The organism is Pseudomonas putida, from assembly GCF_025905425.1.
GTDB lineage: Bacteria > Pseudomonadota > Gammaproteobacteria > Pseudomonadales > Pseudomonadaceae > Aquipseudomonas > Aquipseudomonas putida_AF.
This window is the reverse complement of the sequence record NZ_CP109603.1, coordinates 3,051,756-3,063,701: the sequence shown is the minus strand read 5'-3', so window position 1 is coordinate 3,063,701 and position 11,946 is coordinate 3,051,756. Positions and strand designations below refer to the sequence as shown.

11 protein-coding genes are annotated in these 11,946 nt (G+C 63.3%); 3 read left to right on the top strand and 8 right to left on the bottom strand.

The genetic code is table 11. The features are described from left to right. The 7 genes from OGV19_RS13600 to OGV19_RS13570 form a co-directional block, all read right to left on the bottom strand. Positions 1–930, bottom strand: coding sequence for a LysR family transcriptional regulator (locus OGV19_RS13600; protein WP_264313859.1), 930 nt, complete (start codon positions 928–930; stop codon positions 1–3). An 8-nt stretch (positions 931–938) separates the two neighbouring features. Next, on the bottom strand, positions 939–1,658 hold the full coding sequence (locus OGV19_RS13595; protein WP_264313858.1) for a B3/B4 domain-containing protein: 720 nt from the start codon (positions 1,656–1,658) through the stop codon (positions 939–941). A gap of 133 nt (positions 1,659–1,791) precedes the next feature. Then, positions 1,792–3,087 carry an NAD(P)/FAD-dependent oxidoreductase gene (locus OGV19_RS13590; RefSeq protein ID WP_264313857.1) on the bottom strand — a complete coding sequence of 432 codons (1,296 nt, stop codon included), beginning with the start codon at positions 3,085–3,087 and terminating at the stop codon, positions 1,792–1,794. 53 nt (positions 3,088–3,140) lie between these two features. Then, positions 3,141–3,563: a RidA family protein gene (locus OGV19_RS13585; protein WP_264313856.1), complete on the bottom strand. Its 423-nt coding sequence runs from the start codon at positions 3,561–3,563 to the stop codon at positions 3,141–3,143. A 28-nt stretch (positions 3,564–3,591) separates the two neighbouring features. Then, complete coding sequence (locus OGV19_RS13580; RefSeq protein ID WP_264313855.1) at positions 3,592–4,731, bottom strand: ornithine cyclodeaminase family protein; 1,140 nt, start codon at positions 4,729–4,731, stop codon at positions 3,592–3,594. Between the two features lie 274 nt (positions 4,732–5,005). After that, the gene (locus OGV19_RS13575; RefSeq protein ID WP_264313854.1) at positions 5,006–6,316 is read right to left on the bottom strand and encodes an alginate export family protein; all 1,311 of its coding nucleotides are present in this window, start codon (positions 6,314–6,316) and stop codon (positions 5,006–5,008) included. Positions 6,317–6,505: 189 nt separating this feature from the next. Beyond that, the gene (locus OGV19_RS13570) at positions 6,506–7,993 is read right to left on the bottom strand and encodes an aldehyde dehydrogenase family protein (protein WP_264313853.1); all 1,488 of its coding nucleotides are present in this window, start codon (positions 7,991–7,993) and stop codon (positions 6,506–6,508) included. A 277-nt stretch (positions 7,994–8,270) separates the two neighbouring features. Here OGV19_RS13570 and OGV19_RS13565 point away from each other — a divergent pair, with 277 nt between their 5' ends. The 3 genes from OGV19_RS13565 to feaR all read left to right on the top strand — a co-directional run bounded on the left by OGV19_RS13565 (position 8,271) and on the right by feaR (position 11,388). Continuing rightward, on the top strand, positions 8,271–9,767 hold the full coding sequence (locus OGV19_RS13565; protein WP_264313852.1) for an APC family permease: 1,497 nt from the start codon (positions 8,271–8,273) through the stop codon (positions 9,765–9,767). Further along, a complete protein-coding gene (locus tag OGV19_RS13560) occupies positions 9,748–10,332 on the top strand; it encodes a DUF3156 family protein (RefSeq protein ID WP_264313851.1) in 585 nt (194 codons plus the stop codon). The genes OGV19_RS13565 and OGV19_RS13560 overlap by 20 nt, the downstream gene beginning before the upstream one ends. A 114-nt stretch (positions 10,333–10,446) precedes the next feature. Then, positions 10,447–11,388, top strand: coding sequence for a transcriptional regulator FeaR (feaR, locus tag OGV19_RS13555; RefSeq protein ID WP_264313850.1), 942 nt, complete (start codon positions 10,447–10,449; stop codon positions 11,386–11,388). Positions 11,389–11,551: 163 nt separating this feature from the next. Here feaR and OGV19_RS13550 read toward each other — a convergent pair whose 3' ends face one another. Beyond that, positions 11,552–11,917 carry a cupin domain-containing protein gene (locus OGV19_RS13550; protein ID WP_264313849.1) on the bottom strand — a complete coding sequence of 122 codons (366 nt, stop codon included), beginning with the start codon at positions 11,915–11,917 and terminating at the stop codon, positions 11,552–11,554. Positions 11,918–11,946: the final 29 nt, after the last annotated feature.

Sequence of the window (11,946 nt, the reverse complement as noted above, 5' to 3'; positions counted from 1 at the left end):
TCAAGTGCCCGGGCTAAGGGAGTGCGATTGCTGGCAATGGGTATGAACAAGGCGCCGGAACCAGGCATGTTCAGGTGAGCTGTGGGTGCGGCTGTGCCACACCACCCAGTAGCGGAATTGATGCGCCATGAAGTCCAGGGGGCGATAGCAGACACCCCCTTGTTCCGACCATTTTCGTGCGATGTGCTCGGGCAGCATCAACAACAGGTCGCTGTCGCGAATCACGCTCAGGGCTGCAGAGTAGAAGGGGACGCTGAGCTTCAGGTCGCGCTGCAGGCTGTGCCTTCGCAGGTAGGCTTCGAGGAAGCCGTCCTTGTCGCCGCCGGTGGTGATCTTGACGTGGCGCCACGCCAGGTAGGCGGTGATATCCAACGTTGAAAGGGACGCCAGTGGGTGGTCGTCACGCATGCAGCACACGGCGCGGTCTTCACCGATGATCCTGCCGTGATAGGCGGCAGGAGTGCCTTCCAGCATGCTGGTGACGACATCCAGTTCACCCGTTGCCAACCACTCGAAACGGTCGGGCTGCCACAGCCGAAAATCGATATCGGCCCCTGGGGCGAGGTCTGCCATCTGTGCAAGCAAGCCCGGCAGGATGTGCTGTGCGACATAGTCCGAACCTGCCAGGCGAAAACGCCGGGCGCAGGTGAGGGGGGTGAATGCTGTGGGTGTGCTCATTTCCTGGAGTTTTTCCAGGATGGTCTTGATCGGTTCGATCAACGCTTCCCCGCGCTCGGTCAGCACATACTCACGCTGTTGCCTGATCATCAGCGGGTCGGCAAAGGCTTCGCGCAACTGCGCCAGATGGCGGCTGACACCGGACTGGCTGGTGCCCAGGCGCAGGGCCGCCTGGCTCAGGTTGCGCAGTTCAAGAATCGTCAACAGTGCCGTCAGTTGCGCAATGCTCAAATGGCTGAAGGCACTGTTCATCATTGCCCTCAGTCGAGGCTGACAGTGAACGTGGGGTGGTCGGCATCCAGCACGGCATGCCCAACGCAGAGGCCGCCGCAGTAACGCTCGACCAGCGAGACGATGTCGAATATCGCAGCCAGTACGTTTTCTCGGCTGATTGGAGGCAGGCCATCGATGTCGAAAAAGACGCAGTCTGTGTCGGCGAGGGTGCGGGTGTCGCCCGCTTGGCGCCAGGTCCAGCGCCGGGTCAGTACCCGATTGCCGGCAGCCAGTACGACTTCACCTGGGGAAGGGGTTTCCAGTGCGTCGCCTGGGCCTGCGAGAAAGCGGTCTTCGGCAACCGTCTTGCGCAAGGTCAGGTGTTTGGACTCGGGGCCGACAGGGTGCACACCGGCTGGCAGCACATGGCGCAGGGACACCAGGTTGCCGATATCGACCAGTGGGTTGATGTCCGGCAGGCTATCTGGCTTGAGCACGCGGCGGCTGAGCGCTTCGATCGAACTGCGATGCTCCGAAGGTTTGGCGCCGAACAGCCGGTAGGCGTCCCGCCACGCTGCGATTGGCGGATAGTCGGCCGGGTTGCTCTCGATCCGCTGGCGAAGCTCGACCTCGGCTTGCCTGAGCAGTGCAGTCAGCGCCGCGTCGGGGCGGCTGTTGTCCAATGCCTTGAAGACGATCACGCCGCGCCGGTACTGCGGGTGATCGGCAAAAATGTCTGGGTTTATCGTGTAGGTGAAAGAACTCACGCTTGCTCCTGTTCGGGACATGGACCGCTGTGCAGAGGCCCCGAATATAGCACCGGGGCAGCGCGCTGCCGGTAGCGCAAGCCGGGATTCAACTATGCACAAGGTGGATAGTTGAATCGCTCCAACGCCGGGCTTAAGCGAAGCGTTCGAACCGGTAGGGGCTTGGATCGATCAGCGGTGGCGCCTGCGAAACCAGGTCGGCCGCCAGTTGGCCCGCCGCCGGCGAGGTGCCAAAGCCATGGCCGGAAAACCCGGTCGCCAGCGTCAGGCCGGGAATGGCTTGCACCGGGCCGATTACCGGGTTGGAGTCCGGGGTGACGTCGATCGTGCCCGCCCAGGCAGAGGCGATCCGTGCCTGCTCGAACACGGGCCATGCGGCCTTGAGGTTGCGCAGGGCTTCGTCGTTGAGTGCCGTGTTGGCCTGCGGGTCCTGAACCCTGACGCGCTCGAAGGGCGTGACCTGCGAGGCGCCCCAGCGCCGGGCCAGGGCCAGGTCCTTGAAAAAGTACTTGCCGAAGCTGATGCGCAAGAAGTCACGCTGTGCTTTGAGTTGCGGCAGGTAGCGCCTGCCCAGCAACAGGTGGTCCAGGGTCAGGAACGCATCGAGCGCCCCGCGCTGGGTAATGATGTAGCCGCCATCCTTGTGCTTGCGGAAGGAAAAGTCCGGTGCGCCCACGGCAATGTCGGTCGGGCCTTCCAGTGGGTGGGTACGCAGCACAGAACAGGTCAGCGGCAGGGTGGGCAGGTCGATGTTGAGGTTGCCGAGAAACTTGCGAGACCACAAACCACCGGCCAGCAACACCTGCTCGCAGCGGATTTCGCCTTGCTCGGTGACGACGCCGCTGACCCTGCCGGCGGCGGTGACCAGTGTGCGCACGGCGCAGTTCTCCACGATTACCGCGCCTTTGGCGATTGCTGCACGGGCGATGGCACTGGCCGCCAGGGTCGGTTCCGCGCGGGCGTCCGAGGCGGTGTAAATACCGCCGGCCCAGTCGGCGCGGCCACCTGGCACCTTGTTGGCAATCTCCTTGTTGCTGAGCAGGCGAGAGTCCAGCCCCAGGTGCTCGATGCTCTTGAGCCAGCTCTCGTGCATGCCCATCTGCGTGTCGTTACGGCCGACGAACATGATACCTGCTTGCCGGTAGCCCACATCGCAGCCCACCCGTTCTGCCATCTTCGCCCACAATTGATCGGCCGCCAGGGCCAACGGAATGTCGTGCGCATGGCGGTTGGTCTTGCGCACCCAGCCAAGGTTGCGCGAAGACTGCTCGCCCGCAAGGCGGCCTTTCTCCAGCACCACCACGGGGATGTTGCGCTCGGCCAGGGTCAGGGCTGCGGTAAGGCCGATGATGCCTCCCCCGATGATCACCACGCTCGTGGCCTGAGGGTGGGTGGTCGGGGTGTGCACAGGATCAATGACGGGGGACATGGCTTCACTCGGCGGCAGTGTGAACGGAACGTTGCGGGTTCAAGGCTGGTGTATCACTCGCCCAGCCGGATCAGCGTGACCTGCGCGCGCGAGGCACCCCGGTACGCCGTCACTTCCAGCTCGACCTTGTAGACGGTCGAGCCCAAGGGTGGGCAGGTGACGGTGGTGGACGGGTCAATGCCTCTGAATTTCTCGCCGATCACCTCCATCACCTTGGGCACATCGGCCGGGTCCTGGATGAACACGCGCGAGCTGATGACATCGCCCAGCCCTGAATCGACTGCCGCCAGTGCGCTTTCGATGTTGGCGAACACCTGGTGGGTCTGTTCGATCACGTCTTCGGGGATGACTTGGGTTTGCGGGTTGCGCCCGGCGGTGTTGGACACGTAGATCCAGTTGTCCACCGCCACCAGGCGGGAGTAGCTGGCCATGTCTTCGAATTTGGAGCCGGTTTTCAGTTTGGTGATTTGAGTCATGGGGGTAACCTTTTTGAGTTGAGGGGGATCAGCTGAGGACGGGTTTTTCCCAGAGGTTGAGCTTCACACCGATGCCTTTCTCGACCGCGTTGCGGTACACGACGGTGCCCCAGGCGACGTCTTCGACGGGCATGCCGCCGACTGACATGAGGATGATTTCGTCGTCGTTCAGGCGCCCGGGTGCATCACCGCTGATGATCTTGCCGATGTCTTCGACGTGCGCGGCGTCGAGCTTGCCTTCGGCGATCATGTCCATGAAGCGCACGCCTACCAGCGGCACATGGTTGTGCGCAGGCTTGGGCAGTTCCTCGAACCACGCTTCGTACAGCCCGGTGTTGTCCACCACTTTGCGCACATCCGAACGCTCCATGCCTTCATCGATGCTGCAGGGGGCGGGCATTGCCAGAAACGCGCCGGGCTTGACCCACTCGCGCCGCACCAGCGGATAGGTGGAGGGGTCGCCGACTTCGCCCGAGCTGCAATAGCTGACCAGGTCGGCGTCACGCACTACCTCTTCCAGGGTCTGCACGACGCGGAGGGTGGTGATCTGCGGGAAGCTCGCCTTGACCCAGGCAACGAATTCATCAAGGTTCTTCTGGCCACGGCCCTTGATCTTGATCGTGTCCACCTGCGGGCACACGGCCATGAACGCGGCCACCGTGGTCTTGCCCATCACACCGGGCCCGGCCAGGCCGATGACCTTGGCGTCCTTACGGGCCAGGTGGCGCGCGCCGACACCGGGGATGGCGCCGGTGCGGTACGCCGACAGCAGGTTGGCCGACATGTGCGCCAGGGGCGCGCCGGTGTCGGCGTCGTTGAGGGTGAACATCAGGATCGAGCGCGGCAGGCCCTTTTCCCGGTTGGCGATGTTCGAGCCGTACCATTTGGCGCCTGCGGTACGGAAGTTGCCGCCCAGGTAGGCGGGCATGGCCATCATGCGACGGTCTGCGGTCGGCTTGGGCATGTGCGGGAACGGCGATTGCTCGGGGAAGGTGATCATCGCGCCGTGGGAGTCGTTGTTCGGGCCGGCCATGCGGTAATCGCCCTGGTAGAGCAGGTCGAACATTTCTTCCATGGTGTCGACACAGGCGGGCATGTCGGTGACGCCGGCGCGGATCATGTCCTGTTCAGACAGGTAGATGAAGTCAATTCGGGTATCGAGGGTCATGGCGAGTCTCGCAGGGCGGCCGTTGTCAGGTGTTGTTGTTATGGCTGGGGTGTGATTCGTGCAGTCAGTTTCGCTAACGACCGGCAGGCCGTCTTGCGTCAGCGTGCCAGGCGATTTGACCCGTTGTGCCAGGGTGGGATGAGCGATCTCAAAATGTGGGAGCACTGTCTTGTTCAAGTTCTAAAAATTGACGCAATACCTGTGGGAGCGGGCTTGCCCCGCGAACACCGGCGAAGCCGGTGCCATGCACCCCGTAGCCCCATTCGCAGGTGGTTTAGAACGGTACCGCGACAGTCAACTGGCTGTAGACGTTGGTGCCGTTACCACCCACCTGGTTGCCGCCGCTGCGCTCATCCTTGCGAGGCTGATACAGGCCCACCAGCGGGCTGATGATCAGGTGGTCGTTGACCGCCCATTCTAGGTAGACATCAAGTTCCCGGGCGTCTAGGTTGAGGCTGTCGCGAGTACGCACGGTATCGAAGTCGAAATACAGCACGCCGACCGTTAGGTTTTCCAGCGCAGTAGCCTTCACGCCAACATGGTGGATGCCGGTATTGCTGTTGAATGGGCCTGCGTAGTTGGCGGCGACTTCACCCTGGAACCAAGTGCCGTAGCCACTGGACAGGCCACTGAATAGCGAGTCCCAGCCGGCCGAGTAGCGGGTGTAGCGATAGGTCACCTGAGGCGCCCATGGCAGGTCGGCGAAGGTGTAGCCAGCCTGCAGGTACCAGGCTTTTTCCGGGCCGCCTTGCTTGTCTTGCCAGGCGTATTCGAAGGCGAAACTGGCATTGTCGATACCGGCGCTGCCTTCGCCCCGCAGGCTATAGACGTCCATGCCTTCCCGCGCTTTTTGGAACGCGCTGGCCCATTGGTCGGTGACGTCGATGCCATGCACCCAGGTCAGCCCCAAGGTGCCCAGGGCATGGGTGTAGTCCAGGGTGCCTGCGGCCAGTTCGGTCTCGGCTTGGGCACGGTTATCGGACTTGAGCCACAACAGGCTGCCATGCAGCCCATCTTGCCCGCCCAGGCGCAGGATCGCCGTGCGGTCGAACGCATGGCGCGCAGCCAGGTAGTAGGCGCCGCCGCGGTCCAGGGTGCCGTCCGCCACGCCGTTGCCCAGGTTGGGGCCGTCGTCGTTGATCAGGAAGCCGCTGCCCAGACGGATCACCTGCCGCCCTGCGGAAATATCCACACCGTCCTTGCCCAACCAGGGCAACAGATCGCCTGAACGCCAGCCCAGGTAGGCGTCCTCGATCTTGGTGGTGCGTTCGGAGCCATCGGTATTGCCAGCGGCATCGCCATCGCCCCAGGTGGCGGAGCTCACCCAGTTCAATGCGCCATAGAGGGTGCCATTGCCCGCCAGGCCCTGATCGCCGCTCAGGCCGTACTTGATGAAGCCCTCACGCCAGGTCGAGCCACCGGTGGTGCCGTCATAGTTCTTGCGGCTGTTGAACATGCCCCACACCGCGAGCATGTCGGCATTCAAGTGGCTGTCGTCGTCGGCGTAAAGCTCGTAGGCCGGCGCTGCCTGGCTGGCCAGAAGAGTGGCCAGGGCCAGGGCGGACAGCCGTTGCGGTTTGAACATAGCACTTCCCTCGATTGTTCTCGGCACCTTGCAAGGCAGCCTTTGTTGTTCGGGGGCATCCTCGTGGGGGCGAGGTGCCATCGCGGTTGGCTGCGACGGCCTATTAGCGCGTGGATGGCTGGGTGGGGTCTTGTTCGTGGCTGCCAAGGCGCTTGCACGCCTTGGCCAGGTCTACTCAGTGGGCTGCTTTTAGTAGCGGATCATCACCGACTTGAGCTCGGTGAAATCATCAATGAACGCCGAGCCGAACTCGCGGCCGATGCCGGACGCCTTGATACCGCCGAAAGGCACGGCCGGGTCGAGCAAGGTGTGCATGTTGACCCACAGGGTGCCGGCCTGGATTTCTGGGACAAGCCGCATGGCCTTGCCCAGGTCGTTGGTCCACAGGCTGGCACTGAGGCCGTAGGGCGTAGCGTTCATCAGGTGCAGCAGTTCGTCTTCGTCATCGTAAGGCAGGAAGGTGGCCACCGGGCCAAAGGTTTCCTGATTGAGCAGGGTGTCGCTTGCCGACTTGGCGAGTATCACCGTCGGCTCGACAAAGCAGCCTGGGCCATCGCCAATGTGCCCACCATGGATGATCTGGCTGCCTTCGCTGCGCGCGGTGGCGAACAGTTCGGCCAGTTTTTGCTGGTGTGGCTTGTTGGCCACGGGGCCGAACTGGGTCGACTCATCCAGCGGCGAACCGATTTTCAGTTGGCCCAGGCGCTGGGACAGCGCGTCGAGCAGCGGGTCGATGCGCGAGCGGTGGACGAAGAAGCGCTCACCTGCGGCGCAAATCTGCCCCGAGTGCAGGAAGCCCGCTTCGATGATGCCGTCGACGGCCTTGTCGAGCGCCACATCCGGCAGGAACGCTACCGAGTTCTTGCCGCCCAGCTCCAGCGTTGCCCGGGTCAGCTTCGCGCCCATGGCGGCCTGGCCGACGGCGATGCCGGTAGGCACGGAACCTGTGAACGAAACCTTGTCGGTGCCGGGGTGCTCGATCAGCGCCTTGCCCACCAGGCCGCCACCGGTCAACACGTTGAGTGCGCCCGGCGGTAGGCCGGCCTCGCTGGCCAGCTCGGCAATGCGCAGCAACGTCAGCGGGGTGAACTCGCTGGGTTTGAGAATGATGCTGCAGCCGGTGGTGAGGGCCGAGGCCAGCTTCCAGATGGCGATCATGGTGGCGAAGTTCCACGGCACGATGCCCACGACCACGCCAATCGGTTCGCGCAGGGTGAAGGCGCTGTAGCGCTCGCCGGCAAACGAGGGCAGGGATGGGGTGATGGTCTGGCCGGTGATCTTGGTGGCCCAGCCTGCGTAGTAGCGCAAAAAGTGCGCGGCCTGCTCGACTTCGAACGCCCGCGCGATGCCGATCAGCTTGCCCGACTGCAAGGTTTCGAGCTGGGCCAGTTCCTCGCGGTTGGCTTCCAGCAGGTCCGCCAGCTTGAACAGCACGGCGGCGCGTGCGGCAGGGCTGGTGCGTGACCACGTCGTGAAGCCCTGGCGGGCTGAGCGCACGGCATGGTCCACGTCGGCCTGGTTGGCGTCGGCGATGTGGGCGATGGTTTCGCCATTGGCCGGGTTGACTACGCCGAAGGTCGAGGACGACTGGCTGGCGATGTGCTGGCCGTGAATGAACACGCCATGTTGTCGGGCCATGAATGCCGTGACGGCGGGAAGAAGGGTAATGTCGCTCATGCTGACTCCGAAGGCAGAAGGGCGCGGCCTGGCAGGCCGCCAAAGCGTCGAGCATAGTGAGCGGGCACGGTGTTGATCTTGCATCTGCGTGACGGCGGCATGACGCTGCGTGCCAGGCATGCTGGTGCTGGCAGGCAGCAACAAGGGCCACGGCAGCCATGGGCAAGACGCCCCGCCAGTGGCGGCGCACAGTGATTACGCAGGGAGGCAACCAACAGCCGTGCGTGCAGGTTCGCTTGCCGCGTTCAACGCCACAAAAACAAGCCGGGGCATAACGATGTCACTCAACAACAAGCTCACCGAGCATCTCAACCGGGGCAGTGTCGGGTTCCCCACGGCGCTGGCCAGCACCGTCGGGCTGATCATGGCCAGCCCGGTGATCCTCACCGCGACCATGGGGTTTGGCATTGGCGGCAGTGCCTTCGCCTTGGCCATGGTCATCGCGGCATTGATGATGCTGGCGCAGTCGACCACCTTTGCCGAGGCGGCCTCGATCCTGCCGACCACAGGTTCGGTGTACGACTACATCAACTGTGGCATGGGCCGGTTCTTCGCCATTACCGGCACGTTGTCGGCCTACCTGATCGTGCATGTGTTCGCCGGTACCGCCGAAACCATCCTGTCCGGGGTCATGGCACTGGTGAACTTCGAGCACCTCAATACCCTGGCTGAGTCCGCAGGCGGTTCGTGGCTGCTGGGTGTCTGCTTCGTGTTGTCGTTCGCGGTGCTCAATGCCTTTGGGGTCAGTGCGTTCAGCCGGGCCGAAGTGATCCTCACCTTCGGCATGTGGACCACGTTGATGGTGTTTGGCGTGCTGGGCCTGATTGCCGCGCCGGCGGTTGAGCTGGAAGGGCCGTTCGGGGCGTCGCTGGTCGGGACCGACCTGATGACCATCCTCTCGCTGATCGGCATGGCCATGTTCATGTTCGTCGGCTGTGAGTTCGTCACGCCGCTGGCGCCGGAGTTGCGCCGTTCGGCCTGGGTGCTGCCGCGGGCCATGGCGTTGGGCCTGTTTGGCGTGGCCAGTTGCATGTTCATCTACGGTGCGGCCATGAAGCGCCAGGTGGAAAACGTCGTGCTCGATGCCGCCAGCGGTGTGCACTTGCTCGACACGCCCATGGCCATCCCGCGTTTCGCCGAGCAGGTGATGGGCGATATCGGCCCCGTGTGGCTGGGTATCGGCTTTCTGTTTGCCGGCGCCGCCACCATCAACACCTTGATGGCCGGGGTGCCGCGCATCCTCTACGGCATGGCGGTGGATGGTGCGCTGCCCAAGGCCTTTGCCTACCTGCATCCACGTTTCAAGACGCCGTTGCTGTGCATTCTGGTGGTTGCCCTGATCCCTTGCCTGCACGCCTGGTACCTGGGCGGCAACCCGGACAACATCCTGCACCTGGTACTCGCGGCAGTGTGTGCCTGGAGCACCGCCTACCTGCTGGTCACGCTGTCGGTGGTGATCCTGCGCATCCGCCGCCCCGACCTGCCGCGTGCCTACCGCTCGCCGCTGTTCCCGCTGCCGCAGATCATTTCCAGCGGCGGTATCGTCATCGGCATGGCGTTCATCACCCCACCGGGCATGAACCCCGCCGATATCTACGTACCGTTCGCCATCATGCTGGCCTGTACCGCAACCTATGCGCTGTTCTGGACGCTGTGCGTGCAGAAGGTCAACCCGTTCAAGCCTGCGCGGGTGGAGGATGTGCTGGAGAAAGAGTTCGCGGCAGAGCCAGGCCATGCAGTGGAGCACCGGCATCATGATCAGACGTTTGCGTGAGCGCCTGCTGGCACCGCGTGCCCCGGCCGGTTACCGGCCTGGGGCCACGCTGGGGCTGCTGTCGCGTAACCTGGGGCAGGTGCAGATGCACCTGCTGGAACCGGCCCACGGGGTGATCGACAACCCGGCGCAAGGCTGGCATGCCGAGGTGCGCGAGTGCGTCGAGGCACACCTGCTGATGCACGTGGTGACCTGTGAATTCCAGTTGTGCATGCCTGCCCTGCAAGAGGGCGGGGTTACCCTTGAAATGCGTCATACGGGTGCAATCCGCCGTACTGGCCTTGCCTGCGTGTACCGCGGCGGCGACAAGGCGCGCTTTACCCAGGTACGTGATCGGCTATTGAGCGATGCGCAACTGACCGCCGCGCTCATGCCGCTGGATTTCAAGCGCCTGACCCTGGAGTGTCGCGCAGGCCACTGGTGGCTGACCCTGGAGCACATGGGCGGCAGCGAAGTGGTCAACCGCATGCCGGCGTTTCGTCGCTACATTCAGATCAGCCCGCCGCAACGGGCGCACCTGATGGCCTGCCTTGCCCTGTTCGGGCAATCACTGCCCCGTCTCTGACCCCTTTTTGGCACGTGCCTTGCTCATGTTCCAGGCGAAAGATCACAGTTGTGCGACCATTGATAACATGTTAACAATGGCCGCATAACAACAAATTCTGCGTCGAGGGCATCCATGCACACTCAACAACCCAACCGTCAGGGGCTGGAACGCTGGACCACGGCCATGCAGCAGATCTGCGGCCGTTTCGAGACAGCGCTTGCCTCCAACCATTCCTTGTTCATCGGCGAGGTTTCTACGTTTTCCCGTGCGGGCCTGCCCCTGGCCAATCTGCGCACCAATGCCGGTAACATCCGCCGGCTGGGTGAAAACCCGACCTTGGACGATGATCAGCATTGCTTTCTGGTCAGCCAGCGCATGGGGTATTCGACGGTGGCGCAGGGCGGCATGCGTGTCAGCCTGGCGCCGGGCGAGTTGTTGCTGATGGATTCTGTCGGGCGTTGCGAGATCACCCCCAACGGCCTGATCGAGCATGTCTCGCTGGCCCTTTCCCGCGAGCAGGTGCGCAAGCATGTGCAAGGCTCCGGGGCGATGTTCGGCAAGATTTCCTCGACCAATGCCTGTGGGCGCATGCTGCATGTGCTGATGGACCAACTGTGCAAAGAAGACCATGCCAGCGGTGACGGGGCGCAAGGTGATGCGCTGCAGACTGCCTTCATTGCGTTGCTCGAACCGGGTTTCGAACGCAATGGCGACCAGCCGCATGCACTTGGCCCGCTCAGTGGCGCCAACCTGCGCAGCTATGTGCAACAGGTGATCGACGACTCCCTGTCACAGCCCGGGCTGACCCCGGCCAACCTGGCCGGCCGGCTGAATATTTCGGTTCGCCACCTTTACCGCTTGTTCGAGGAGGAGGGCGACAGCGTCTGCCGCTATATCCAGCGGGCGCGTCTTAAGCGCAGCGCGGACGACCTGGCCAACCCGTTCTTCAAGCGCGATTCGATCACCTCGATCGCCTACAAGTGGGGCTTCACCGACTCGGCGCATTTCAGCCGGTCGTTCAAGAAGCAGTTCGAGCAATCGCCCAAGGATTTCCGCGCACAGGCCATGGCCTGATCGGCGATTTTGTAGCACGTCACCAATCCTGTGGGAGCGGGCTTGCCGGCGAAGAAAGCGACGCGGTAACGGGCACCGGCTTCGCCGGTGTTCGCGGGCAAGCCCGCTCCCACAGGGGGCGTCTGTTTGATTAAGTTAAGTGTTGTTCTATGAGAGCCAAGCCTCAGGCCACCGCCAGGTAATGCTTGACGAACGATTCGCTCAGCACCTCCCAGAGTACCGGCGTACCTTTGCTGACAAACCACGCATCACCGGCCTTGAAGCGGGTGACCTGCCCCGTGGACTCATCGGTCAGCTGAATTTCGCCGGTCACGATCACCGCCTGCTCGTCGAAGGGATAGACCATGCGGAACTTGCCGCGGGTGGTGCCGAAGTAGGCGCTGCTGACCGGGTCGGTCGGGGCGCCGTGGGTCATCTTGCCAAAGGCGTTGACCTCGCCTTCGAGAATCTCCGAGCCCAGATCGGCAACGGTGCCCCAGGGGTCCAGTTCGGACAGTTGTACGCCTCGCTTGACAGCGGTAAGGGTCATGGCAGTTCTCCAGTGGTGAGAGGAAAGGT

Coding starts and splice junctions, on each gene's coding strand:
- OGV19_RS13585 (WP_264313856.1), bottom strand. CDS start 3,563: ATGACTCAAATCACCAAACTGAAAACCGGCTCCAAATTCGAAGACATG.
- OGV19_RS13575 (WP_264313854.1), bottom strand. CDS start 6,316: ATGTTCAAACCGCAACGGCTGTCCGCCCTGGCCCTGGCCACTCTTCTG.
- OGV19_RS13580 (WP_264313855.1), bottom strand. CDS start 4,731: ATGACCCTCGATACCCGAATTGACTTCATCTACCTGTCTGAACAGGAC.
- OGV19_RS13560 (WP_264313851.1), top strand. CDS start 9,748: ATGATCAGACGTTTGCGTGAGCGCCTGCTGGCACCGCGTGCCCCGGCC.
- feaR (WP_264313850.1), top strand. CDS start 10,447: ATGCACACTCAACAACCCAACCGTCAGGGGCTGGAACGCTGGACCACG.
- OGV19_RS13600 (WP_264313859.1), bottom strand. CDS start 930: ATGAACAGTGCCTTCAGCCATTTGAGCATTGCGCAACTGACGGCACTG.
- OGV19_RS13550 (WP_264313849.1), bottom strand. CDS start 11,917: ATGACCCTTACCGCTGTCAAGCGAGGCGTACAACTGTCCGAACTGGAC.
- OGV19_RS13565 (WP_264313852.1), top strand. CDS start 8,271: ATGTCACTCAACAACAAGCTCACCGAGCATCTCAACCGGGGCAGTGTC.
- OGV19_RS13590 (WP_264313857.1), bottom strand. CDS start 3,087: ATGTCCCCCGTCATTGATCCTGTGCACACCCCGACCACCCACCCTCAG.
- OGV19_RS13570 (WP_264313853.1), bottom strand. CDS start 7,993: ATGAGCGACATTACCCTTCTTCCCGCCGTCACGGCATTCATGGCCCGA.